Here is a 24,939-nt window from a genome sequence, read left to right on the forward strand (position 1 = left end):
GCGGCGCGCTCGGCGGGCTTTTAAGGGAGATGCGGGGCTCAGGGAAGCGCGCGGCGCGCCGCCATCAACCTCGGACATCGAGCCGGAGGCCGAATTCCGCGCCGGAGGCGACGAGAAAGCGGCAGAATGCCGCGAGATAGGAGCGCAGCACGAGGAGGCGGAAGCTCTCCGGCCCGGTGCGCCAGAGCGTGACGCCGATATGAGCGAGCACGGTGGTCGCCACATCGCCCGCGCGGAACACGGCCGGGTCGAGGTCGATCAGCGCGCCCTTGGCGAGCAGCCATTCCATCTTCGGGCCGGCGAGGTCGAGCACGATATAGCCGTCCGACTGCTCGGTGACGGCGGCGAGCGGACCGGCCGCCTCGCGCAGGTGCGTGGCGAGGCCCGCATCCTCCGCCAGCGCGATCCAGCGGCCGGGGCCCATGCCGATGAAGCTCGGCGCCGTGCCGCTGAGGCGCGGGGCGTCCGCCACCGGGGCGCCGAACGTTTCCGCGAGCCGGCGGCCGAGCGCGGGCGCCTGCCCCTTGCGGGCGACGAGGGTGGCGAGGGCGAGGCCCTCGACGAGGCGGGCCGTCGCGCCCGGCGTCCCGGCGCGGCCGTAATGGCCGGAGGGCGGCACCCGGTCGATCGGGATGCCGGCGAGCGGGTCATGGGTCGAAAGTTCAGCCACGTAGACGCTCCCCTGCCGGATCGATGAAGCCGGGCGCGCAGACCTCGACCTCGAAATCATTGCCGCGCACCGGATCGAAGGCCCGCACCCGCTCACCGATACGCGCCGGGCCGTTCTTCAGGAAGCCGAGCCCGATCCAGTGGCCGAGATGCGGCGAATAGGCGACGGAGCTCATATAGCCTTCGTCATTCTCCACCCGCGTGACAGCGCCGGGCGACAGGAAATGCGCCCCGGCGCGCAGGCGGTCGGCGCGGTTCACCGGCTTGAAGCCGACAAAGCTGGGCCGGTCGGGATCGGTGAGGCCGGGACGCGCCGCCATGGTGCGGCCGATATAGTCCTTCTTGGTCGAGGCCATCCGTCCCATGCCGAGATCGCCAGCGGTGGTCTGGCCGGTCAGCTCATTGCCGGACACATGGCCCTTTTCGATGCGCAGCACGCCCAGCGCCTCAATGCCATAGGGGGTGATGCCGAACGCCTCGCCCGCTTTCATCAAGGCGTCGGCCAGCGCCGCGCCGTGGCGGGCGGGGACGGCGATCTCATAGCCCAGCTCGCCGGAGAAGGAGAGGCGGAACAGCCGGGCCGGCACGCCGCCCATCACCGCGCCCTCGATGGCGCCCATGAAGGGCAGGCCCTCATTCGAGACATCGACCCCGGCATCGACGATGCGGGCGAGCACGTCCCTCGCGCGGGGGCCGGCGAGCGCAATCTGCGCCCACTGGTCGGAGACCGAGGCAATGGCGACATCGAGTTCCGGCCACAGCACCTGCAGGCAGAATTCGAGGTGCTGATAGACCTTGGCCGCGTTCACCGTGGTGGTGGTCATCACATAATGCTCGGGCGCGAGGCGGGCGGTGGTGCCGTCATCCATCACCATGCCGTCCTCGCGCAGCATCACGCCGTAGCGCGCCTTGCCGACACCGAGCTGGGCGAAGCCGTTGATATAGACCCGGTCGAGGAAGGCGCCGACATCGGGGCCCTGCAGGTCGATCTTGCCGAAGGTCGAGACGTCGATGAGACCCACGGACGCCCGCACCGCCGTCACCTCGCGCGAGACGGCCTCCAGCCAGTCCTTCTCGCCGGGACGCGGGAAATACTGCGCGCGCAGCCAGGCACCGGTCTCGATGAAGACGGCGCCCTGCGCCCGCGCCCATTCATGCGTCGGGGTGAGGCGGACGGGGCGGAAATCCTTGCCCCGATGGTGGCCCGCCAGCGCGCCGAGCGAGACCGGCGTGTAGGGCGGGCGGAAGATGGTGGTGCCGGTCTCGGCGATCCCCTGCCCGGTGAGGCTCGCCATGATGGCAAGGCCGGTGACGTTCGACGTGCGGCCCTGATCGGTCGCCATGCCCAGCGTGGTGTAGCGCTTGAGATGCTCGACCGAGCGGAAGCCCTCCGTGTGGGCGATGGACACGTCCTTCGCCGTCACGTCGTTCTGCAGGTCGACAAAGGCCGGGCCGACCGACTCCGCCACATGCCAGAAGGCGGCTGCCGCGCCGGGCGTGTCCTGTGCCTTGGGCGTCGCGATCTCTGGCGCCGTGCTGCCGACATCGGCGGCGGCCTTGGCGCCGAGGGCGAGGCCCTCGCGCAGCGCGCCGCCAAGGCTGAACGTGCCGGCCGCCGCGCCCGCGACCTCAAGGCCGGGCGGGCAGGTGCCGGGCACGAAGGCGGCAAGCGCCTCGTTCCACACCGGCTTGCCGCCATGGTGGCAGGTCAGATGCACCGAGGGCGACCAGCCGCCGGAGACGGCGAGCGTCTCCGTGGCGAAGCGCTCGCGGCGCCCATTGGCGATCACGTCGACATGGGTGAGGAGCTTACCCTTGGTGCCGACGATGCGGCCATCAAGCAGCGTGCGGATGCCGAGCGTGCCGGCCTCGCGGGTCAGCGCCGGGGCGACCTCGCGGCGCACATCGACGATGGCCGTGACGCGCGCGCCGGCCCGCTGCGCCTCGAAGGCGCCGCGCCAGGCGTCGTCATTATTGGCGAAGACGACGGTGTTCGTGCCGGTCGCCACGCCGAAGCGGTTGGCATAGGCGCGCACGGCGCCGGCCAGCATCACGCCCGGCCGGTCATTGCCGCCGAACACGATGGGCCGCTCGGTCGCGCCCGCTGCCAGCACGGCGCGGGTGGCGACGATGCGCCAGAGCCGCTGGCGCGGCTGGAACGGGCCGGGGGTAGGCAGATGATCGGCGACGCGCTCCAGCGCGCCATAGGTGCCGGCGTCATAGACGCCGAACACCGTGGTGCGGGTCATCACCCGCACATTGGGCAGGCTCTCCAACTCGGCGCGACTACGGGCGGCAAAGACCGCGCCCGCCATGCCGTCCACTTCCAGCGCCTCGGCATTGAGCCGGCCGCCGGGCAGGAAATCCTCATCGGCGAGGATGACGCGCGCCCCGGCACGGCCGGCGGCCAGCGCCGCCATCAGCCCGGCCGGGCCGGCGCCGATGATGAGCACGTCGCAGAAGGTGGTGAGCTTCTCGTAATGGTCGGGGTCCGCCTCGTCGGCGGCGCGCCCGAGCCCGGCGGCGCGGCGGATCACCGGCTCGTAGAGCTTTTCCCACAGCGCGGCCGGCCACATGAAGGTCTTGTAGTAGAAGCCGGCGCCGAGGAAGGGCGAGAGCAGCCCATTAATGCTGAGCAGGTCGTGATCGAGCGAGGGCCAGCGGTTCTGGCTGGCCGCTTCCAGCCCGTCATAGAGCTCGGCGACGGTGGCGCGGGTGTTGGGCTCGCGCCGCGCGCCGGAGCGCAACTCGACCAGCGCGTTCGGCTCCTCGACGCCGGCGGAGAAGATGCCGCGCGGGCGGTGATATTTGAAGGAGCGGCCGACGAGGCGCACATCGTTCGCCAGCAGCGCCGAGGCGAGCGTGTCGCCCTCATGGCCGCGATAGAGCTTGCCGTCGAAGGTGAAGGCGAGGGGACGGGCGCGGTCGATCAGACCGCCGACGGGAAGGCGGCTCATACGGGCTCTCCCGAGGTCGCCACATCGCGCGCCAGCGTGGCGCCGCCGATCGCGTGGGTGCGGGTGTCGCGGGCGACCTTCACCCACTGGCGGCAGCCTTGCGCGTGATACCACCACTCCTCATGCGCCCCGACCGGGTTGGTGCGCTGATAGACATAGTCGAAGAAGCGGCCTTCCGCGTCCGGCGCGGCCGGGTCGGGCCGCGTCAGCGTGGCGTCGCCGAGATAGGCGAATTCATGGGCGTCGCGCGCGCCGCAATAGGGGCAGGGAATGCGCATCAGTACATCTCTCCCCGCGCCAGCGGGCCGGTAAATGGATGATGGGTCGTCATGGCCGGGCTTGGCCCGGCCATCCACGACTTGGACGACCCGGCCAAGGTGGGCGATGCCCGTCCAGCCAAAGGCGTGGATGCCCGGCCCAAGGCCGGGCATGACGGCGGCTCATGCGGGAGCGCAGGCGTCATCACCATCATCAGTGCAGGTTCGGCTGGGCGCCGACTCCCTTTTCGTCGATGAGGTGGCCGGTGCGGAAGCGGTCGAGGCGGAAGGCGGCGCCGACCTTGTGCGGCTCGTCCTTCGCCAGCAGATGGGCGAAGCACCAGCCCGAGGCCGGGGTCGCCTTGAAGCCGCCATAGCACCAGCCGGCATTGAGATAGAGGCCGGGAATGGGCGTGTGGTCGATGATGGGCGAGCCGTCCATCGACATGTCCATGATGCCGCCCCACATGCGCAGGAGGCGCAGCCGGCCGATGCGCGGCATCAAGGCCATGCCGCCTTCCGCCACATCCTCCACCACCGGCAGATTGCCGCGCTGGGCGTAGGAGTTGTAGCCGTCAATGTCGCCGCCGAAGACGAGGCCGCCCTTGTCGGACTGGCTGATATAGAAATGCCCGGCGCCGAAGGTGATGACGCCGTCCACCATCGGCTTCAGCCCTTCCGAGACGAAGGCCTGCAGCACATGGCTTTCGATCGGCAGGCGGGTGAGCCCGGCCTGCGCCGCGACGCGCGAGGTGGAGCCGGCGACCGCGAGGCCGACCTTTTTCGCCCGGATCGCGCCGCGCGTGGTCTCGACCCCGGTGATGGCGTCGCCCTCACGCAAGAAGCCGGTGACTTCGCAGTTCTGGATGATGTCGACGCCGAGGCTGTCCGCACCGCGGGCATAGCCCCAGACCACCGCGTCGTGGCGCGCTGTGCCGGCGCGGCGCTGCATCAGCCCGCCCTGGATGGGGAAGCGCGCATTGTCGAAATCGAGGAAGGGGTACATGGCGCGCACGCCGTCGCGGTCGAGCAGCTCGGAATCGGCACCGTTGAGCCGCATGGCGTTGCCGCGTCGCGCATAGGCGTCGCGCTGGGCGTCGGAATGGTAGAGGTTGAGGATGCCGCGCTGGCTGACCATCGCGTTGTAGTTCAGCTCCTGCTCCAGCCCCTCCCAGAGCTTCATCGACCATTCGTAGAACGGCTCGTTGCCCGGAAGGAGATAGTTGGAGCGGATGATGGTGGTGTTCCGCCCGGCATTGCCGGAGCCGATATAGCCCTTCTCGATCACCGCCACGTTGCGGATGCCGTGGACGCGGGCGAGGTAATAGGCGGTCGCCAGCCCATGCCCGCCACCACCGACGATGATGACGTCATAGGCGGGCTTCGGCGCGGCATCCCGCCAGGCTGGTTTCCAGCCCTTCTGCCCGGTGAGGCCATTGGTGAGGAGGCTCAGGAAGGAATAGCGCATGGACGGCTCGCTGAAGGGTTGCTCAAGCTATAGTACGGGCCGATTGCGCTGGTAATATAAGTTTGAGTTATAGTGCTGATGCGTCGAGCCTAGTGCCGTCATGGCCGGGCTTGGCCCGGCCATCCATGACTTTGGCTGCGCGGGGGTGAGAACAGGCGTGGATGCCCGGGCCAAGCCCGGGCATGACGAAAGAACGGGACTATCATGGCCGACACGCTTCCCTTCGACCTGCGGGCGCTGGAGATCTTCCTCGCCGTCTGCGACGCCGGCTCCATGGCGGAGGCGGCGCGGCGGCTTACGCTCACCCAGCCGGCGATCTCGCAGGCGGTGGCGGAGATGGAAAAGCGCATCGGCGTGCAGCTTTTCGACCGCTCGGCCCGGCCCCTGGCGCTCACCGGCGCGGGCGGGGCGCTGCGCCAGCGGGCGAGCGCGCTGCTCTCGGAAGCCCGGCAGATCGCCCCGCTGCTGCGCGAGGCCGAGCATGCCCGCCTGCCGCTGTTGCGCGCCGGGCTGGTCGATTCGCTCTCGCGCGCGCTGATGGGGCCGCTGGCGCGGGCGCTGGGCGAACGGGCCGAGCAGGTCTCGCTGCTCTCGGGCCTGACCGCCTCCCATGCCGGGGCGCTGCTGACCCGCCAGCTCGACCTTCTGGTGGGGGCGGACGAGCTCGACGAGATCGAGGGGCTGGAGCGCTGGCCGCTGCTCTCCGAGCCCTATCTGCTGCTGATGCCGGCGGACCGCCCGGTCCCGGCACGGGCCGGCGATCTGGAGGAGCTGGCGCGGGCGCTGCCGCTGGTGCGCTACTCCGCCCGCTCCAAGACCGGCATGGAGATCGAGCGCCATCTGCGCCGCCTGCGGCTCGATCTGCCGCGCCCGCTGGAGTTCGACACGCCCTATGGGGTGACGGCGGCGGTGGCGGATGGGGCGGGCTTCGCCATCACCACGCCGCTCTGCCTGGTGGAAGCGGGGCTGGCGCTGGACGGCTTCGCCTGCCGGCCGCTGCCGGGGCCGGGCCTGACGCGCCATCTCACGCTGATCGCCCGCCGTCAGGAATTGGGGCGCCTGCCGCGCGAGATCGCCGGCGTCTGCCGCGACAAGCTGGAGGCGCTGCGCCCGGCGGTTATCGCGCTGGCGGGCGACGCGCTGGCGCGGGAGTTCCGGGTGGAGGGGTGAGCCCCGTTTCCCGGCCCAGCGGAGGCGAAGCCGGAGCGCCGAGCCGGGATCCAGCGCAAAACGCCGCCGGAGGCGCTTCAACAAGGGTTTGGCCGCTGCGCGACGTCTCTCCTGGGTCCCGGATCAGCGCCACGCTCTGCGTGGCTTGTCCGGGACACGTGGTTCACCCCGCATACCGCTTCAGCGCCAGAACGGCGTTGAGGCCGCCAAAGGCGAAGCTGGAGGAGATCGCGGTCTCGATGGCCGCCGGGCGCGCGGCGTTGGGCACGCAGTCGAGGTCGCATTCCGGGTCGGGCTCGGTGAAGCCCATGGTGGGCGGCAGGAAGCCCTCGCGCAGCGCCAGCACGCTGGTGACGAAATCCAGCGCGCCCGAGGCGTTCATCGTGTGGCCGTACTGCGATTTCGACGAGGAGACCGGCAGCTTGTCGAGATGCGCGCCGAACACCTGGCGCAGCGCGGCGGTCTCGGTCTTGTCGTTCAGCGCCGTGGCGGTGCCGTGGGCGCTGACATAATCGACCTGTTCCGGGGCGAGGCCGGCATCTTCCAGCGCGAAGCGCATGGCGGCGGCGGCGCTGTCGCGGTCGGGAGCGGTGATGTCCTTGCCGTCGGCACTCATGCCGAAGCCGATCAGCTCGGCATGGATGGTGGCGCCGCGCGCCAGCGCCCGGTCCATATTCTCCAGCACCACGGCGCCGGCGCCCTCGCCGATGACGAGGCCGGCGCGGTCCTTGGAGAACGGCCGGCAGGCTTCCGGCGCCAGCACGCGCAGCGCCTCCCAGCTCTTCAGCATGCCGTAGGTGAGCTGCGATTCGCCCCCGCCGGCGATGGCGACATCGAGCATCCCGCCACGGATCATCTGGAAGGCGGTGCCGATGGCGTGGGCGGCCGACGAACAGGCGGAGGCGATGGCGAAGGCGGGGCCGTGAATGCCGAGATCCATCGTCACATGGCTCACCTGCCCGCTCGGCATGGCGCGCGGCACGGTGAAGGGATGCGGGCGCGGGGCCTGCTCCAGATAGAGCTTGCGGTAGCTGTCATCGACCGCGTGGAAGCCGACCGAGGCGGCGTAGATCGCCCCGACCCGGTGGCGGGCGACACCTTCCAGCGCCGGGCCGGCATCGGCCAGCGCCTGGCGCGCGGCGACGACGGCGAATTGCGAGGTGCGGTCGAGCAGGCCGAGCTGGCGCGGGTCGAAATGGTCTTCCGCCACGAAACCCCGCACCTCGGCCGAGATCTTCGTCTTCATGGCGGAGACGTCGACACCCTGCGTCGGGCCGATACCGACCGTGCCGGCACGCAGCCCCGCGAGGTGCGCGGCGACATCGAGACCGAGGGCCGAGAGCGAGCCCAGCCCGGTGACGGCGACGCGGGCGCTCATCCGGCCGAGACGGCGCTGCGCGCCTTCTTCGCGGCCAGCAGGGCGGCGACATGCTCGACCAGCGTGCCGACGGTCACCTCGGTGCCGTTCAGCGGGCCGTCATTCGGCACTTCGATGCCGAAATGGGTTTCCAGCTTGAAGATGGTCTCGATCAGGTCGAGCGAGGAAATGCCGAGCTCGGCGATCGGCGTGTCCGCCGTCAACAGGCTCGGGTCGACGCCCACTTCGCCGGCAAGGTACGCGACGATTTCGGCAATGGCGGGGTCGTCAGTCTGCATCGGTCTGCCTGGGTTCAAACGTTGCGGAGCGCCGTCCGCCCCGGACGGCCTTCCCATGAGGTGTGGTAGCACAAACAGGGCGGGTGCAAGAACCCACGGGAACGCACGGGCATAGGCGAGCCTCATGTCCGTTGCGCGACAGCGGACGGCGTGCCCTTACCCTCACGGCACCGCGCCCGTGCTCGCCCCGGTGGCATGGGCGCGCATGAGCTGGGAGAGATAGAGCAGCGAGGATTTCGGCGTGCGGACCTGCGTGTCGAAATCCACATGGGTGACGCCGAAGCGCCGCCTCTTGCCTTCCGCCCATTCGAAATTGTCCAAGAGCGACCAGACGAAATAGCCGTTCAGCGCGCAGCCCTGGCCGATGGCGCGGGCGCAGGCGTCGAGATGCGCCTTGATGTAGGCGGTGCGCTCGGGGTCGGCCACCACGCCATTGGCGGGGGCGGGATCCTCGTAGCAGGCGCCGTTCTCGGTGATGAAAACCGGCGGGTTGCCATACTGGTCGCGCAGCCGGGCGAGCACGGCGACCAGCCCGTCGGCGCTGATCGGCCAGCCGAGCAAGGTGCGCGGCGTGCCCTCGGGCACCGCGCCATAGCCGGCCTGCGCCAGGAAGGCGGCGGGGTCGTGCTTGATCCAGGACGGGCCGTAATAGTTCACGCCGAGGAAATCCACGGGCACGCGGATCGCCTGCAGGTCGCCGGCCTGCACCAGCGGGGCGAAGGTTTGCTCGAAGGCGGCGGGGTAGCGGCCGAGGAACAGCGGGTCGAGATTGATCGTGTTCCAGCACGCGTCGAAACGCTGCGCGGCGGCGATGTCCTGCGGCTGCTGCGAGGAGGGGAAGATCGGCTGCAGCGAGAACACGGTGCCGAGCTTGAGATCCGAGCGCTGGGCGCGAAGCGCCGTGATGCCGACGCCCTGCGCGAGATTCTGGTGGTGCTGGGCGCGCACATAGCTGTCCCAGCCGGTGAGGCCCGGCGCGTGATTGCCGAAGCCATGGCCGAAAATGGCGTGGACCGAGGGCTCGTTCAGCATCGCCCAGGGCTTCACCCGGTCGCCGAGCCGTTCGACGCAGGCGCGCGCATAATCGGCGAACCAGTTGGCGATGTCGCGATTGTGCCAGCCGCCCCGGTCCTGCAGCGCCTGCGGCAGGTCCCAATGGTAGAGGCAGGCCATGGGCAGGATGTTGTTGGCCAGCAGCCGGTCGACCAGACGGTCGTAGAAATCCAGCCCCTTGTCGTTCACCGCGCCGGTGCCGTCCGGCATGACGCGCGGCCAGGCGATGGAGAAGCGGTAGGCTTGAAAACCCATCTTCGCCATCAGCCCCACATCCTCGGCATAGAGGTTGTAGTGGTTGCAGGCGACGTCGCCATTGGTGCCGTCCGCGATGCGGCCCGGCGTGTGCGAGAAGGTGTCCCAGATGGAGGGCTTGCGGCCATCCGCCGTCACCGCGCCCTCGATCTGGTAGGCCGAGGTGGAGGCGCCCCAGACGAAGCCGGGCGGGATGCGGGCGGCGCCGGCCGGCGGGGCAGCGGGCAGGGTGGTGGTCTGGGCGAGACCCGCGCCCGCCAGCGCAGGCAGAGCGGCGGTCGCGGCGGCGGAGGCGAGGAAGTCACGGCGTCGAAGCATCGGTGCTCCTTCGGGGCCTCGAAAGGGATCAGGCGGTGATGGCGCGCAGCGCCACCAGCAGGATCGCGGCAACCAGCCCCTGCGCCAGCGTGACCAGCGAGAAGCGCGCGATCACGCTGCCGGCGGGAAGCCGCGCCGCCTGCCCAACCAGCCAGAAGAATCCGTCATTAATGTGCGAGGCGCCCATCGCCCCCGCGCCGATGGCCAGCGCGGCGAGCGCGCGGCCCATCGGATCGCCGAGGCCGAGGGGGGCAAGCAGCTCCATCATCATGCCGGCGGCGGTGATGGCGGCGACGAGCGAGGAGCCCTGCAGGGTCTTCACAACGGCGGCGAGGGCGAAGGGCAGCAGCAGCGCCAGCGCGCCGGCGGGGGCGTAGGGGATGAGGCGCTCGGCGTTCATCTCCGCCATGCCGGTCTCCTGCGCGATCTTGGCAAGGCCGCCGGCGGCGCCGATGAGCAGGACAAGGCCGGCGACGCGGGTGATCGCCCGGCCGGCCCAGCCGCTCTCGGTGAGCCCGCCGCGCTCCCAGTGCCAGCTCAGCAGCAGGAGAAGGCCGGTGCCGGCGAGCAGCAGCACGACGGGGCGTCCGAGGGCGATGAGGAATTCGCGGTTTGACCCGCCGCCCAAGGGCTCCGAGGCGATGTCGCCGAGCGACTGGGTGACGAGCAGCGCGACGAGCCCGAGGCTGACGGCCCACAGCGCCAGCGCGCCGCGCCGGGGGGCGTGCATGGTCTCGCCGTCGATCAGCGGGGCGGTATCGACCGGCACCGGCGCGTCGCTCGTGGTCGCGCGGGCGATAAACACGCCGAGCAGCGTCAGCAGGATGGCGAGCGGCAGGCCGATGGCCAGCGTCAGCCGCCAGTCGGCGCCGAGAATGGTGAAGCTCGCCAGCATGACCGGGGCGGGGACCAGGAGGCCATGGCCGGCGGAGAGCGACAGGCCGAGCACCAGCGCCGAGCGCGAACTATCCCCGCCAAGGCCGCGCCGCAGCGGGTTGAGTAGGGCGAAGGCGGCTGCCGGCGCGGAGGCGACGCTGGCGATGAGGCCGAGCACCGCGAGCGGCAAAGAGCGGCGGGTGCGCCCGGCGGCGCGGGCCTGCAACCGCGCGGTGGCGCCCGTCGCGTCGGCGATCTCGGCCATGAAGGCGGCGCCGACGACGATGAGGCCGAGCGCGTTGAGGCTCTGGCCGAAGCCGAGGCTGAACGCCTTCGCAACATGGCTGGTCGACATGCCCGCCGCATAGCCGAAGCCGATGGCGGACAGCGTCAATGCGAGAAAGGGCTGGACCCGTCCGCGCTGGGCGAGCAGCAACAGCGCGAGGACGGCGAGGGCGAAGAAGGCGGCCTGCTGAAGCGACATGTGCGGGAAAAGCCGGGCGGGACACTCCCCCTCGCTTAGCCCGCCCCGCGCCGGGTGTCCATGTGCCCTTGGGTGGGGGCGGGGTAGCCACCGGCACGCCGTCATCCCCGGACTTGGTCCGGGGATCCACGACTTCGGGCTGGGCGCTGCGGGGCAAGTCGTGGATGGCCGGGCCAAGCCCGGCCATGACGTTGGTCATGGTGATTCCGGTCGGACATGGCTATGCGACAACAACCGGCACGCCGTCATCCCCGGACTTGGTCCGGGGATCCACGACTTCGGCCTGGGCGCTGCGGGGCAAGTCGTGGATGGCCGGGCCAAGCCCGGCCATGACGTTGGCCATGACGTTGTTGGGGGTGGGCGGCCGGCACTCCGCTCACCGCGCCATTGCCCGCGCGCGGCGGCTTGACTAGGTTGCCGGCCTCGGCAGCAGGCATCGGTTTCCGCGCGCATGGTCTCGACGACGCTTTCCCGTCTCAAAACCCGTTCCCGTTCGGGCGCTCTGCTCGCGGGCCTCGCCGCGCTGATGCTGGCGGGGGCACCCGTGCGGGCGCAGGACGGCGCGGGTGTTGGCACATCCCCGGCGCCCGCTGGAGCGAGCACGCAGGCCGCCGCGCCCATAGCCTCCCCCGCCGCCGGCTTCATCCGCACGGAGGGCACGCGCTTCGTGCGGCCGGACGGCTCCACCTTCCCGGTGCGCGGCATGAGCTTCGGCAACTGGCTGCTGCCCGAAGGCTACATGTTCAAGTTCAAGGTCCACCGCTCGCCGCGCGAGATCGAGGACGTGATTTCCTGTCTCGCCGGCCCGGAGGAGGCCGCGCGCTTCTGGAAGGCGTTCCGCGAGGTCTATATCCAGGAGCCGGACCTCGCCTTCATGCAGGCGGCGGGCTTCACCACCGTGCGCATTCCCCTGCACTGGAAGTTCTTCCTCGACCCCGCCGACCCCTCCAAGATCGACCCGACCGGCGAGGGCTGGGCGCTGATCGACCGTGTGCTCGGCTGGGCGAAGGCGCATGACATCAAGGTCATTCTCGACATCCACGCCGCGCCGGGCGGGCAGACCGGGGTGAACCATGATGACGGCGTCGGCTATCCGCTGACCTTCTACGTGCCGGAATTCCAGCGCCGCACCATCACGCTGTGGCGCGCCATCGCCGAGCGCTACCGCGACAACACGACGGTGCTGGCCTATGACCTGCTCAACGAGCCGATCTCGCCCTATCACGACACGGACTTTCTGAACCCGCGCCTCGAGCCGCTGTACCAGAAGATCGCGGCGGCCATTCGCGAAGTGGACCCGAACCACCCGATCATTCTGGCGGCGGCGCAGTGGAGCACCAATTTCGGCGTGTTCGGCCCGCCCTTCGACGACAACCTCGCCTACACTTACCACAAGTTTTGGGCGAGCCCGGAGCGGCGCGAGGTGCAGGATTATGTGAACTTCGCCAATCGCTGGGGCGTGCCGATCTTCCTCGGCGAGACCGGCGAGCTCACCGACGAGTGGAACGCCAAGTACCGGGCGATGAATGAGCGCTTCGGCATCGGCTGGAGCTTCTGGACCTTCAAGAATCTCGATTCCCGCTCCACCGTCGTCTCCATCACCAAGCCGGAGGGCTGGGACGCCATCGCCGCCTTCGGCTCGGCGCCGCGCGATGAGTGGGACGCGATGCCGAAGCCCTCGCGCGATCAGGTGAAGGCGACGCTCGACGCCTATATCGAGAACGCCAAATTCGCCAACGCCACCGTCAACCGCGGCTATGTCGCCTCGCTCGGCCTGACCGCGCCGTGAGGGGCTGAAAGAGGAACGCCCTTCCGTGACCAACCCGCTTTTTGACCTGATCCGCGCCGGCCAGCCCGACCTCACCCGCCCCTTCCTGGAGACGGCGGAAGGCCGCGTCTTCACCTATGGCGATCTCGACCGGCGCTCGGCGCAATACGCCAATGCACTGGTCACGCTGGGGCTCCAGCCCGGCGACCGGGTGGCGCTGCAGGTGGAAAAGAGCGCCGAGGCGATCTTCGCCTATCTCGGCACGGTGCGGGCGGGCGGCGTGTTCCTGCCGCTCAACACCGCCTATACCGGGCCGGAGATCGCCTATTTCCTCGGCGATGCGCAGCCGGCCCTGTTCGTCTGCGATCCCGCGCAGGAGGCGGCGCTCGTCCCGGTCGCGCAGGCGCAGGGCGTCGCGCGGCTGCTCACGCTCGGCGCGGATGGACGGGGCACGCTGGCGGATGCCGCCGATGCGGCGAGCGAGAGCTTCGCGGATGTCGCGCGCGGGGCGGATGACCTCGCCGCGCTGCTCTACACCTCCGGCACCACCGGCCGCTCCAAGGGGGCGATGCTCACCCAGGGCAATCTCATCTCCAATGCGCGCGCCCTGGTGGAGGCGTGGCGCTACACGGCCGATGACGTGCTGATCCACGCGCTGCCGATCTTCCACACCCACGGCCTGTTCGTCGCCACCAATGTGACGCTGGCGGCGGGCGCCTCGATGATCTTCCTGCCGAAGCTCGACCCCGAGCTCATCATCCGCCTGATGGACCGGGCAAGCGTGCTGATGGGGGTGCCGACCTTCTACACGCGGCTGCTGAAGTCGCCGAAGCTGACGCGCGAGGCGGCGGCGGGGATGCGGCTGTTCATCTCCGGCTCGGCGCCGCTGCTGGCCGAGACGCATCGCGACTGGCATGCCCGCACCGGCCACGCCATTCTCGAACGCTACGGCATGACCGAAACCAACATGAACACCTCCAACCCCTATGAGGGCGAGCGGCGCGCCGGCACGGTGGGCTTTCCCTTGCCGGGGGTGAGCGTGCGGGTGGTCGACGCGCAGAACGGGCGCGAGCTGATCCATGGCGCCATCGGCATGATCGAGGTAAAGGGGCCGAACGTCTTCAAGGGCTATTGGCGGATGCCCGAGAAGACGGCGGCGGAGTTCCATGATGGCTGGTTCGTCACCGGCGATCTCGGCCTGATCGACGAACGCGGCTATGTCCACATCGTCGGGCGCGGCAAGGACCTTGTCATCACCGGCGGCTACAATGTCTACCCGAAGGAAGTGGAGAGCGAGATCGACGCGCTGGACGGCGTGATCGAGAGCGCGGTGATCGGCGTCGCCCATCCCGATTTTGGCGAGGGGGTGACGGCGGTGGTGGTCGCCCGCTCCGATGCCGGCCTCAGCGAGGCCGCCGTGCTCGCCGCGCTGGAAGCGCGCCTTGCCCGCTACAAGCTGCCCAAGCGGGTGTTCTTTGCCGACGACCTGCCGCGCAACACCATGGGCAAGGTGCAGAAGAACGTGCTGCGCGAGCAGTATAAGGGGTTGTATGGCGGGTAGGGGGCCGGCGGCCACTCCCGCGCGCGGACCAACCGCGTCGCGGTGAGCCTGCTGCTCGCCCGTGCCATCTACTGGCCGTCATGGCCGGGCTTGACCCGGCCATCCACGCCTTCCCGACCCTCACCCCTGGCCAAAGTCGTGGATCCCCGGGTCAAGCCCGGGGATGACGGTGTGGGTGCGGCGCGCGCGCTCAGCCCTTCAGCTTGCCGAGAACCTCGATCAGCTCGGACACCTTGGCGCGCTGCTGGTCGGCGTCGCCGGAGGTGATGGCGTGCTCGACGCAGTGCGCGACGTGATCGCGCAGCACCTCTTCTTCCACCTTCTTCAACGCCGCCCGCACCGCCGCCACCTGGGTGACGATGTCGATGCAGTAGCGGTTGTCCTCGACCATGCGGGAGAGGCCCCGTACCTGTCCCTCGATGCGGTTCAGCCGTTTCAGGCAGGCGGTGCGTGTGTCGTTCTGCATGCTTGTCATATACCCATGCGGGGTATATATCGCAAGCCATAGATACCCATATGGGGTATATGTGGCGCGTTCGGGCGCGCCCGCCCGACGGAGGATGCGATGAGCCACACCCAGAAGGATCACGCCCACCATGCGGACGGCTCGTCGCGCGGCGAGGCCGGCGGGTGCTGCGGTGGCAAGGAGCCGCACGATTCCGCGAACCCGCCGCACGCCGCCCATGATCATCCCGGCGCGGGCGACGACCATTCGCAGCATTCCGCATGCTGCGGCGGGAAGGGGCATGATTCCGGCGCGCACGCTTCCCACGATCACGCTTCCCACGATCACGCCTCTCATGACCACGCCGCCTGTGGCCACGCCCATATGGCGAAGGACCCGGTCTGCGGCATGGATGTCGACCCGCACACGGCGCAGCACCGGGCCGAGCATGGCGGGCGCACCTATTATTTCTGCTGCAATGGCTGCCGCACCAAATTCGTCGCCGACCCCGGCAAATATCTGGAAGGACGCGCGGATGCGGAGCCGGTGCCGGAGGGCACGGAATTCACCTGCCCGATGCACCCGGAGATCGTGCAGGTCGGGCCGGGCACCTGCCCGATCTGCGGCATGGCGCTGGAGCCGATGCTGGTCAGCCTCGATGACGGGCCGAACCATGAACTGATCGACATGACCCGGCGGTTCTGGATCGGCCTCGCGCTGACCCTGCCGGTGTTCGCGCTGGAAATGGGCGCGCATCTCGTACCCGCGCTGCATCACCTCGTGCCGCCGGCCATCTCCGCCTGGGTCCAGCTCGCGCTGGCGACGCCCGTTGTGCTGTGGGCCGGGGCGCCGTTCTTCGTGCGCGGCTGGCAGTCGGTGGTGACGCGCCATCTCAACATGTTCACGCTGATCGCCATCGGCACCGGCGTTGCCTATGGCTACAGCCTCATGGCCGTGTTCGCGCCCGGCCTGTTCCCGGCGACCTTCCGTGGGCCGGACGGGACGGTCGCGGTCTATTTCGAGGCGGCGGCGGTCATTACCGTGCTGGTGCTGCTCGGCCAGGTGCTGGAGCTGCAGGCGCGCGAACAGACCTCGGGGGCGCTGAAGGCCCTGCTCGACCTCGCGCCGAAGACCGCCCGCCGCCTCAATGCTGATGGCAGCGAGGCGGAAGTGCCGCTCGCGGACATTCTGGTGGGCGACCATCTGCGCGTGCGGCCGGGCGAGAAGGTGCCGGTGGACGGGCGGGTGATTGAGGGCCGCTCGGCGGTGGAGGAGGCGCTGGTCACCGGCGAATCCATGCCGGTCACCAAGGCGGAAGGCGACGCCGTGATCGGCGGCACGCTCAACCGCTCGGGTGGGCTCGTCATCGTCGCGGAGAAGGTGGGGCGCGACACCATGCTCGCGCGCATCGTGCAGATGGTGGCGGAAGCGCAGCGCTCGCGCGCACCGATCCAGCGCCTTGCTGATCGCGTCGCCGGCTGGTTCGTGCCGCTGGTGGTCGCCTGCGCGCTGCTTGCCTTCGCCGCCTGGGCCACCTTTGGGCCGGAGCCGCGATTCTCCCATGCGTTGCTGGCGGCGGTGGCGGTGCTGATCATCGCCTGTCCCTGCGCACTGGGCCTCGCCACGCCGATGTCGATCATGGTCGGCATGGGGCGCGGCGCGCAGATGGGCGTGCTCATCAAGAATGCCGAGGCGCTGGAGCGGCTGGAGCGGGTGGATACGTTGGTGGTCGACAAAACCGGCACGCTGACCGAGGGCGCGCCCTCGCTGACGCAGATCATTACCGCTGAAGGTTACGCGGAGGACGAGGTGCTCGCCCTCGCTGCCGCCGTGGAGCGCCCCTCCGAGCACCCGCTAGCCCGCGCCGTGGTGGCGGCGGCCGAGGCGCGCGGGCTGGAGATCGCCAAGGTACGCGGCTTTGACAGCCCCATCGGCAAGGGCGCCTATGGGCTGGTGGCGGGCAAGCGCGTCGTGCTCGGCAGCGCGGAGTTTCTCAACGAACTGGGCATCGACCCGGTCCCGCTCACCGTCCAAGCCGACGAACTGCGCCGCGAGGGGGCGAGCGCCATTCTCATGGCGATCAACGGCAAGCTGGCGGCGGCCCTCGCCATCGCCGACCCGATCAAGGCGACGACCCCGCAGGCCTTGAGCGACCTCGCGGCGGAAGGCATCCGCGTGGTCATGCTCACCGGCGACAACCGCACGACGGCGGAAGCGGTCGCGCGCCGGCTCGGCATCACCGAGATCGAGGCCGAGGTGGCGCCCGACCAGAAGGCGGCGGTGGTGGCGCGGCTCAAGGCCGAGGGACGTGTCGTCGCCATGGCCGGCGACGGGGTGAATGACGCGCCCGCGCTCGCCGGGGCCGATGTTGGCATCGCCATGGGCTCGGGCACGGATGTCGCGATTGAAAGCGCGGGCGTCACGCTGCTGCGTGGCGACCTCGGCGCCATCGTCCGCGCGCGCCGGCTGTCGCAGGCGACGATGCGCAACATAAGGCAAAACCTGTTCTTCGCCTTCGCTTACAACGCGGCGGGCGTGCCGATCGCGGCGGGCGTGCTGTACCCGATCTTCGGCCTGCTGCTCTCGCCCATGGTGGCGGCGCTCGCCATGTCGCTCTCCTCGGTCAGCGTCATCGCCAACGCGCTGCGGCTACGGGCAGTGCGGCTGTAGGGGCAAGTTGTAGAAGCGCCCGCGTCGCGGGCGGCGTCTTTCGCTCGATCCCGGATCGCCTTCCGCTGACGCTCCGGGCGTCCGTGAAGGGTGGGACAATGTCCGGCGCTCCTTCCGTTCCCCGGACGAGGTGCGCGCAGCGCACCGATGATCCGGGGCCCAGGGGAGAATCTTTGACCGAAACTCCTGGCTCCCTGCCCCACAAGAAAAACCCCGCCCCCGGGATGTGCACCGGAGGCGGGGCGGGAGCCGGAAGGGAAGCGGCTCCTATTTTCCCGGACGGGTGGAGGGCCCGGGGCGGGGTCTCGTAAGGGCGCCTTACGCGGCGGCGATCACTCGGCCGCCATACGCAGCAGCGGCGCGGGGGCCTCGACCGGCAGCGCGTCGGCCACCTTGGCGGCGATGATCTCGGCGGTGGCGCAGGAGAGCGTCCAGCCGAGATGGCCATGGCCGGTGTTGTAGAACACGCCGGGCTTCGCGCCGGCGGCGACGCGCGGCATCATGTCCGGCATCATCGGGCGCAGGCCGGCCCAGGGCACGACCTTCTCGGTCGAGACGCCCGGAAACAGCTTGCGCACCCAGTCGGTGAGCGGGCGGATGCGGTCCGCGCGGATGTCGCGGTTCTCGCCGTTGAACTCGGCGGTGCCAGCGACGCGGAAGCGGTCCTTGCCGAGGCGCGAGGTGACGATCTTGGTCTTGTCGTCCAGGAGGCTCACCCAGGGGGCGGACTTCTGGCTGCGCTCGTCGTCGAGATTGACCGTGATCGAGTAGCCCTTCACGGGGTAGATGTTCACCCGGTCGCCAAGGCCGGCGGCGATGGCGCGCGAGCCGATGCCGGCGCAGACCACGACCGCATCGAAGCCCAGCACTTCGCGGCGCGGGGCGGCGTCTTCCGCGTCCGGGGCGAGGGTGAGGGTGATGTCGACGCCCGTGCCGTCCCGGCCCTTGCCGGTGTGGACGACGCTCTCGACCGACGCCTCATTGACGAAGCGCACGCCGCGGGCGCGGCAGACTTCCGCCAGGCCGAAGGTGAATTTGTGGATGTCGCCGGTGGAATCGGACTCGGTGTAGAAGCCGCCATAGAACTGGCCGTGCAGCGTCGGCTCGATGGCGCGGATCTCGGAAGGCGTCACCTCGCGGCGCTCAAGCCCGCCCTTGGCGTAGAGGCCGGAGACCATGCGGGCATGATCCTGGGCTTCCTTGTCGCGGTAGATGTGCAGGATGCCGCGCTTCTCAAGATTGAAGTCGATGCCCTCGCGCGCGGCGATGTCGAACATGAACTGCCGAGCCTGGATGGCGAGGCGCGTGGTCTCGACCGTGTTGGCGGTGTAGTTCGGGATGTTGGCGAGGAACTCGGCCATCCAGCTATATTTGTGCCAGGAGGGCTTGGGGTTCATCAGCAGCGGGGCGTCGGGCGTGAACATCCACTTGATGCCCTTGAGCACCGTGGACCACGAGTTCCATACCTCGGCATTGGAGGCGGAGAGCTGCCCGCCATTGGCGAAAGAGGTTTCCATCGCCGCATAACGCTGGCGATCAATGACGGTGACGTCATAGCCCTTTTCATTCAGGGCGTAAGCGGTGGTGATGCCGGTGATACCGGCGCCGACAACGGCAATCTGGCGCATGGGAGGCTCCCGCGCTTGAGGACGACATGACCGGGCGCGCGACAAAGCGCTAAACCGGCCGGCTGTCCCCAATCTGTCGCGGTACCTGAGAGCTCGCCCCGTGATGGCCTGGCTCGCGCCATGCCGCCTCGGGCTTCCCCTTCGGTGGACGTCCAGCAGCCTGTCGGCGCCGACGCCTCTCTCCAGATGTCCTGACTATGCGGTCCCTGGTGCCTGAGAGTTTCCTGGGGGGTTGCTCCGTCGGCGCCGACACATGTCCGGGAGGACTGTCGGTCTCTCCCGCATAATCATTATCAGACGGCTATATGCATCGCACAAAAGCATGCCTCATTCAAGGGCAGGCAAGCGCCCTCGCGCCGTGTTGAGGCTGCGACCTTGGGAGGGGGAGGCGCGCGCGGGAGGCTGTAGGCAGTTTGCCGAAGAGTCTCCCCTGGGTCCCGGATCGGCGCTGCAGTACCTGCAGCTTGTCCGGGAAACGCGGCCTGCCATCCGTGTCCCGGACCAGCGGAGGCGAAGCCGGAGCGCCGAGCCGGGACCCAGCGCAAAAGCCCTTCAGCCCAATCGCCCTCCCTCACGCCTCCGCCGCATCGAGCCCCAGATCGAGGATCGGCGCGGAGTGGGTGATCCAGCCGACGGAGATGAGGTCTACGCCGCTCGCGGCGATAGGGCCGACGGTCTCGGCGGAGACGCGGCCGGACGCCTCGGTGATCGCCCGCCCGCCGACGAGGGCGACCGCCTCGGTGAGCTGCGCAGGGTTCATATTGTCGAGCAGCACGGCATCGACGCCCTCGGCGAGCGCCTCGTGCAGCTGGGTGAGCGTGTCGACCTCCACCTCGATCTTCACCATGTGGCCGGCAAAGGCCTTGGCGGCGCGGATGGCGGGGGCGACGCCGCCGGCGACGGCGATGTGGTTGTCCTTGATCAGCACCGCATCATCGAGGCCGAAGCGGTGGTTGGAGCCGCCCCCCGCCTTCACCGCGTGCTTTTCCAGCGCGCGCAGGCCGGGCGTCGTCTTGCGGGTGCAGACGATCTGCGCCTTGCCGTTTGCGCGGGCGATGGCGACGAGCCCCGCCGTCGCGGTGGCGATGCCGGACATGCGGCAGGCAATATTGAGCGCCACCCGCTCGGCGGTGAGGATGGCGCGCGCCGAGCCTTCCACCCGCAGCACCACGTCGCCGGGCGCCACCGCGTGGCCGTCGCCCCGCTCCACCGTGACCGTGAGCGCGGGGTCGACAAGGTTGAAGGCGATCACCGCGGCGTCGATGCCGGCGAGCACGCCGTTCTGCCGCGCCGCCATCACCGCGGTGAAGCGGGCTTCGGTGGGGATCACCGCCTCGCTGGTAATGTCCCCGGCGCGGCCGAGATCTTCCAGGAGCGCGGCGCGCACGACGGGTTCGACCAGCAGGCGGGGGAGGGGAGAAAGAGGCATAGGATCACTCACAGTCGCTGGCGTCATGGCCGGGCTTGGCCCGGCCATCCACGCCTTCCTGTCGGCGCGGGTGGGAAATCATGGATGCCCGGGCCAAGCCCGGGCATGACAAAGAAGGCTCACGCCACCCGCCGCACCTCGGCGTGGCGGAGGTCGTCGAGGCGGGTCTCCGAATGGCGGGCCACCGCGGCCGGGCTGGCATGGTCAGCACGGTAATGGCCGCCCCGGCTTTCCACCCGGCGCAGCGCCGCTTCCGCGACCATGAGCGCGACGAGGGAGAGATCGTCGCCGTCGCGATCGGCCAGGGTGCCGAGGCGGGCGGCGGCTTCCTCCAGCCCGGCGGCCTCGCGGACCACGCCGACCTTCAGGTCCATCAACGCACGGATCTCGGCGCGGGCCGGAGAGAGCGGGCGCGCCGGCGCAGGCGGGGCGATGCGGCCGATGGTGGCGGCCTTACTCACGATGTCGTCGGCGATCCAGCCGGCATAGGCGAGGGCTTCCAGGAGCGAGTTGCTGGCGAGCCGGTTGGCGCCGTGCAGGCCGGTGGAGGCCACCTCGCCGCAAGCCCACAGGCCGGGCAGGCTGGAGCGGCCGGTCTCGTCCACGCGGATGCCGCCCATATGGTAATGCGCCGCCGGACGCACGGGGATGGGCGCCGCCGCCGGGTCGAGCCCATGGGCCCGGCACAGCGCGACCACGCCGGGAAAGCGGTGCTCGATGTCCCGCAGCCGTGCGTCCAGCACGACCTGCCGGCCGGCGGCGATCTCCGCGAAGATGGCGCGCGCCACGACATCGCGCGGGGCGAGCTCCTGGCCGGGCACGTCCAGCATGAAGCGTTCGCCGCGCGCGTTGAACAGCTTGGCGCCTTCCCCGCGCAGCGCCTCGGTGGCGAGCGGCATCGGGTCGGCGCCAACAGCCATGGCGGTCGGGTGGAACTGCACGAACTCCATGTCGCGCAGCACCGCCCCCGCGCGGGCCGCGAGGGCGAGGCCCGAGCCGGTGGCGCCGAGCGGGTTGGTGGTCGAGCCATAGAGCCCGCCGAGCCCGCCGGTCGCCAGCACCACGGCGCGGGCCGGCAGGGCCTCGATGGCGCCGTTGCGGTCGCGCAGGGCGATGCCGGCGACGCGGCCAGTGTCGTCGCGCAGCAATTCGGCGGCGCGACGGCCCTCGATCACGGTGATGGACGGGCAGGCGCGGGCGGCGCGGGCGAGCGTTTCCAGCACCACGCGGCCGGTGCCGTCGCCTTCGGCATGGACAATGCGGCGGCGCGAATGCGCGGCTTCCAGCCCCAGTGCGAGGCTTCCATTGGCGTTGCGGTCGAAGGGGGTGCCGATTTCGACCAGCCAGTCTATGGCGGCGGGAGCGGCGCCCGCGACGCGGCGCGCGACCAGCGGCTCGGAGAGCCCGGCGCCGGCGGCCAGTGTGTCGATGGCGTGGAAGTCCGGCCGGTCGTCGTCGCCAATGGCGGCGGCGATGCCGCCCTGCGCCCAGCCGGTGGCGGCCTCCGCGCCGAGGGGAGCGGCGGTGACCAGCGTGACGGCAAGCGGTGCGAGGCGCAGCGCGGTGGCCAGACCGGCGACGCCGGCCCCGACCACGACGATGGTGTCAGGCGAAAGGCTCACAAGCGGCACTCCCGAGCGGGGTTCGGCCAAGGGTTCAGCGCAAGGGTTCAGCGCAAAGGTTCAGCGGATGGCGAGCATGCGCTCCACCGCCGCGCGGGCGCGGTCGGCGACGGCGGGGTCGATCTCCACCTGCGGGCCCATCGTCTCCAGCGCGCGGCGGATGGCCGGCAGGGTGATGCGGCGCATATGCGGGCACAGATTGCAGGGGCGCACGAACTCGATATCCGGGTGGTTCACCGCGACATTGTCGGCCATCGAGCACTCGGTGATGAGTACCACGCGGGCCGGCTTTTCGTCGCGGACATAATCGGCCATGCCGGCGGTGGAGCCGGCATAATCGGCCTCCGCCACCACTTCCGGCGGGCATTCGGGATGGGCGAGCACGATCACGCCGGGGTGGGCGTCGCGCAGGTCGCGGATGTCCTGCGGGGTGAAGCGCTCATGCACCTCGCAATGGCCCTTCCAGGCGATCAGCTCCAGCTCGGGAACCTCCTTCTGGACGTTCTGTGCGAGATATTCGTCCGGCAGCATGAGGATGCGGTTGACGCCCCATTCCTTCGCCACGGCGCGCACCACCTTCACGGCATTGCCGGAGGTGCAGCAATAATCGCTCTCGGCCTTCACCTCGGCGGAGGTGTTGACATAGGTGACCACCGGCACGCCCGGATAATGCTTGCGCAGCAGGCGGATATCCTCCGCCGTGATGCTCTCGGCGAGCGAGCAGCCGGCCGCCATGTCCGGCATCAGCACGGTCTTGCCGGGGTTCAGCAGCTTGGCGGTTTCCGCCATGAAGTGCACGCCGGCCATGACGATGACATCGGCGTCCACCGTCACCGCCTCGCGGGCCAGCGCCAGGCTGTCGCCGACAATGTCCGCCACCGTGTTGAAGATCTCCGGCGCCTGGTAGTTGTGGCCGAGGATGACGGCGTTCTTCTCGCGCTTCAGGCGCTCGATCGCCGCGACCTCATGGGCGATAAGCGGCCATTCGGCGGGCGTGATGTGCTTGGCCACGCGGGCATAAAGATGCGGCAGCGGCAGGCCGGAGGCCGGCTCGCCGGTGAAGGCGGCGGCGCTGAAATCGGTGTCGGCGCGGGCGGCGGTTATGTCCAGCATCGCGTCCCCCTTATGCTCGGTATGAGTATAACTCGGGCCAAAGAAGACCGGGCTCACGCCCGGCACATGAGCTTATGCTAGGACTGAGCATAAGTCGCTGTCAACTGCCTGTCACAAAGCTCGTCCGGTGGCCGGGAACCGGCGCCCGCCCCACCGCGTTGCGACGGGGCGACCTCGCGTCGAAAGGGCCGGCTTCATGGCGCAGCACAGTTTCTGGAAGGGCTATCTGAAACTGTCCCTCGTCACCTGCCCGGTGACGATGATGACGGCGACCTCCGAGTCCGAAAAGGTGCGTTTTCATACGCTTAACCGTGCCACCGGCAACCGGGTCGAGGGCATCTATGTCGATGACGAGACCGGCCGCGCGGTGGATGAGGACGATCAGGCGCGCGGCTATGAGCGCGGGCCGGGCGAGTTCGTCCTGCTGGAGGACGAGGATCTTGCGGCGGTGGCGCTGGAGAGCACGCGCACCATCGACATCGAGATGTTTGTGCCGGCCGACAGCGTGCAATGGCTCTGGTACGACACGCCGCATTTCCTTACGCCCAACGATCCCGTCGGTGAGGAGGCCTTCGCCGTTATCCGCGAGGCGATGGCGGCAACGGGCACGGTGGGTATCGCCCGCCTTGTGCTCTACCGGCGCGAGCGTCCGGTGATGCTGGAACCGCGCGGGCGCGGCATCGTGCTGTGGACCCTGCGTTATGCCGACGAGGTGCGCCCGCCCGAAGGCTATTTCGACGACATCGACGCCCGGCCCGAGGCGCCGCTGGTCGATCTCGTCGCCAAACTCATCGACAAGCGCACGCGGAAATGGGAGCCGAGCCTCGTCCATGATCCGCTGCAGGACAATCTCAAGGCGCTGATCGCGTCGAAGAAAAAGAACCGCCGTCGCTCGGCCCCGCGCAAGGGTAAGGAGGAGCCGGAGGCGCCGACCAACGTCGTCAACATCATGGACGCGTTGAAGAAAAGCCTCGCCAGCGAGAAGGGCGCCCGCCCCCGCAAATAGCGCGCGCTAGGGCTCGTCTGAGGTTTCCCGGTTGGGCGGTTCCACACTCGGGCGGGGCCCGTCCGCACGCGATTCCAGAACGCGCTCCAGCGGCAGGACAAGGGCGAGCAGCACCAGCGTCACCACCAGCGCGAGGACGATGAGGTGCCAGGACGCCAGCGCGCAGGCGACGCCGAGGGCGGCGGTCACCCAGACCGTGGCGGCGGTGGTCAGGCCATGGATTTCCAGATCGCGGTGATTGCGCAGCACGACGCCGGCGCCGAGGAAGCCGATGCCGGTCATCACGCCCTGGATGATGCCCTGCACCACGCGGCTCATGGCATCGGGATCCTCGGCCATGCCCTCCACGCGCACGGCGGTGAGCGAGATCAGCGCCGCGCCCATGCAGACGAGGCCGAGCGTGCGCATGCCCGTCGGCTTGCCGCGCAGATCGCGGTTGATGCCGATCAGCATGCCGCAGGCGACCGCCATGAGCAGCCGCAGCAGCGCTTCAACATCCTCGGGCGGCAGGAAATAACCGATATCGGGCATGGC

At 69.7% G+C, this 24,939-nt stretch carries 19 protein-coding genes and 1 riboswitch; of the genes, 5 read left to right on the top strand and 14 right to left on the bottom strand.

Annotation, left to right across the window (positions count from 1 at the left end; translation table 11 throughout):
- Positions 1 to 64: 64 nt before the first annotated feature.
- The 4 genes from AncyloWKF20_RS21175 to AncyloWKF20_RS21190 form a co-directional block, all read right to left on the bottom strand.
- Positions 65 to 670 carry a sarcosine oxidase subunit gamma family protein gene (locus AncyloWKF20_RS21175; RefSeq protein ID WP_279315909.1) on the bottom strand — a complete coding sequence of 202 codons (606 nt, stop codon included), beginning with the start codon at positions 668 to 670 and terminating at the stop codon, positions 65 to 67.
- The gene (locus tag AncyloWKF20_RS21180; RefSeq protein WP_279315910.1) at positions 663 to 3,626 is read right to left on the bottom strand and encodes a sarcosine oxidase subunit alpha family protein; all 2,964 of its coding nucleotides are present in this window, start codon (positions 3,624 to 3,626) and stop codon (positions 663 to 665) included. Before AncyloWKF20_RS21180 ends, AncyloWKF20_RS21175 begins: the two co-directional genes overlap by 8 nt.
- On the bottom strand, positions 3,623 to 3,904 hold the full coding sequence (locus tag AncyloWKF20_RS21185; protein ID WP_279318045.1) for a sarcosine oxidase subunit delta: 282 nt from the start codon (positions 3,902 to 3,904) through the stop codon (positions 3,623 to 3,625). Before AncyloWKF20_RS21185 ends, AncyloWKF20_RS21180 begins: the two co-directional genes overlap by 4 nt.
- A gap of 193 nt (positions 3,905 to 4,097) precedes the next feature.
- Positions 4,098 to 5,351 carry a sarcosine oxidase subunit beta family protein gene (locus AncyloWKF20_RS21190; protein ID WP_279315911.1) on the bottom strand — a complete coding sequence of 418 codons (1,254 nt, stop codon included), beginning with the start codon at positions 5,349 to 5,351 and terminating at the stop codon, positions 4,098 to 4,100.
- 204 nt (positions 5,352 to 5,555) lie between these two features.
- On the opposite strand from AncyloWKF20_RS21190, the gene AncyloWKF20_RS21195 reads away from it, so the two are divergent.
- A complete protein-coding gene (locus AncyloWKF20_RS21195; protein WP_279315912.1) occupies positions 5,556 to 6,521 on the top strand; it encodes a LysR family transcriptional regulator in 966 nt (321 codons plus the stop codon).
- A 163-nt stretch (positions 6,522 to 6,684) separates the two neighbouring features.
- Here AncyloWKF20_RS21195 and AncyloWKF20_RS21200 read toward each other — a convergent pair whose 3' ends face one another.
- The 4 genes from AncyloWKF20_RS21200 to AncyloWKF20_RS21215 all read right to left on the bottom strand — a co-directional run bounded on the left by AncyloWKF20_RS21200 (position 6,685) and on the right by AncyloWKF20_RS21215 (position 11,163).
- Complete coding sequence (locus tag AncyloWKF20_RS21200; protein WP_279315913.1) at positions 6,685 to 7,899, bottom strand: beta-ketoacyl-[acyl-carrier-protein] synthase family protein; 1,215 nt, start codon at positions 7,897 to 7,899, stop codon at positions 6,685 to 6,687.
- The gene (locus AncyloWKF20_RS21205) at positions 7,896 to 8,177 is read right to left on the bottom strand and encodes an acyl carrier protein (RefSeq protein ID WP_279315914.1); all 282 of its coding nucleotides are present in this window, start codon (positions 8,175 to 8,177) and stop codon (positions 7,896 to 7,898) included. The genes AncyloWKF20_RS21200 and AncyloWKF20_RS21205 overlap by 4 nt, the downstream gene beginning before the upstream one ends.
- Positions 8,178 to 8,339: 162 nt before the next feature.
- Positions 8,340 to 9,803 (bottom strand): GH1 family beta-glucosidase, encoded by a 1,464-nt coding sequence (locus AncyloWKF20_RS21210; RefSeq protein WP_279315915.1) that lies wholly within the window; start codon positions 9,801 to 9,803, stop codon positions 8,340 to 8,342.
- 28 nt (positions 9,804 to 9,831) lie between these two features.
- A complete protein-coding gene (locus AncyloWKF20_RS21215) occupies positions 9,832 to 11,163 on the bottom strand; it encodes a GntP family permease (RefSeq protein ID WP_279315916.1) in 1,332 nt (443 codons plus the stop codon).
- 451 nt (positions 11,164 to 11,614) lie between these two features.
- Between AncyloWKF20_RS21215 and AncyloWKF20_RS21220 the strand changes: the two genes are divergently transcribed.
- Positions 11,615 to 12,952 (top strand): glycoside hydrolase family 5 protein, encoded by a 1,338-nt coding sequence (locus tag AncyloWKF20_RS21220; protein ID WP_279315917.1) that lies wholly within the window; start codon positions 11,615 to 11,617, stop codon positions 12,950 to 12,952.
- Positions 12,953 to 12,977: 25 nt separating this feature from the next.
- Complete coding sequence (locus tag AncyloWKF20_RS21225) at positions 12,978 to 14,492, top strand: malonyl-CoA synthase (RefSeq protein ID WP_279315918.1); 1,515 nt, start codon at positions 12,978 to 12,980, stop codon at positions 14,490 to 14,492.
- Positions 14,493 to 14,682: 190 nt separating this feature from the next.
- On the opposite strand, the gene AncyloWKF20_RS21230 is transcribed toward AncyloWKF20_RS21225, so the two are convergent.
- The gene (locus AncyloWKF20_RS21230; protein ID WP_267583545.1) at positions 14,683 to 14,958 is read right to left on the bottom strand and encodes a metal-sensitive transcriptional regulator; all 276 of its coding nucleotides are present in this window, start codon (positions 14,956 to 14,958) and stop codon (positions 14,683 to 14,685) included.
- 363 nt (positions 14,959 to 15,321) lie between these two features.
- On the opposite strand from AncyloWKF20_RS21230, the gene AncyloWKF20_RS21235 reads away from it, so the two are divergent.
- A complete protein-coding gene (locus AncyloWKF20_RS21235) occupies positions 15,322 to 17,607 on the top strand; it encodes a heavy metal translocating P-type ATPase (protein WP_279318046.1) in 2,286 nt (761 codons plus the stop codon).
- Positions 17,608 to 17,939: 332 nt separating this feature from the next.
- On the opposite strand, the gene AncyloWKF20_RS21240 is transcribed toward AncyloWKF20_RS21235, so the two are convergent.
- From AncyloWKF20_RS21240 to nadA, 4 genes are all read right to left on the bottom strand, one after another.
- Positions 17,940 to 19,235: a D-amino acid dehydrogenase gene (locus tag AncyloWKF20_RS21240; protein WP_279315919.1), complete on the bottom strand. Its 1,296-nt coding sequence runs from the start codon at positions 19,233 to 19,235 to the stop codon at positions 17,940 to 17,942.
- Positions 19,236 to 19,425: 190 nt separating this feature from the next.
- A riboswitch (glycine riboswitch) is annotated at positions 19,426 to 19,527 on the bottom strand.
- Positions 19,528 to 19,806: 279 nt separating this feature from the next.
- The gene (gene nadC, locus AncyloWKF20_RS21245; protein ID WP_279315920.1) at positions 19,807 to 20,664 is read right to left on the bottom strand and encodes a carboxylating nicotinate-nucleotide diphosphorylase; all 858 of its coding nucleotides are present in this window, start codon (positions 20,662 to 20,664) and stop codon (positions 19,807 to 19,809) included.
- A 119-nt stretch (positions 20,665 to 20,783) separates the two neighbouring features.
- Positions 20,784 to 22,295, bottom strand: coding sequence for an L-aspartate oxidase (locus AncyloWKF20_RS21250; protein ID WP_279315921.1), 1,512 nt, complete (start codon positions 22,293 to 22,295; stop codon positions 20,784 to 20,786).
- 51 nt (positions 22,296 to 22,346) lie between these two features.
- Positions 22,347 to 23,399: a quinolinate synthase NadA gene (gene nadA, locus AncyloWKF20_RS21255; protein ID WP_279315922.1), complete on the bottom strand. Its 1,053-nt coding sequence runs from the start codon at positions 23,397 to 23,399 to the stop codon at positions 22,347 to 22,349.
- Between the two features lie 196 nt (positions 23,400 to 23,595).
- On the opposite strand from nadA, the gene AncyloWKF20_RS21260 reads away from it, so the two are divergent.
- A complete protein-coding gene (locus AncyloWKF20_RS21260; RefSeq protein WP_279315923.1) occupies positions 23,596 to 24,405 on the top strand; it encodes a Ku protein in 810 nt (269 codons plus the stop codon).
- 6 nt (positions 24,406 to 24,411) lie between these two features.
- Here the strand turns inward: AncyloWKF20_RS21260 and AncyloWKF20_RS21265 are convergent, their stop codons facing one another.
- Positions 24,412 to 24,936 (bottom strand): MgtC/SapB family protein, encoded by a 525-nt coding sequence (locus AncyloWKF20_RS21265; protein WP_279315924.1) that lies wholly within the window; start codon positions 24,934 to 24,936, stop codon positions 24,412 to 24,414.
- Positions 24,937 to 24,939: the final 3 nt, after the last annotated feature.

Source organism: Ancylobacter sp. WKF20 (genome assembly GCF_029760895.1).
Taxonomy (GTDB): Bacteria; Pseudomonadota; Alphaproteobacteria; order Rhizobiales; family Xanthobacteraceae; genus Ancylobacter.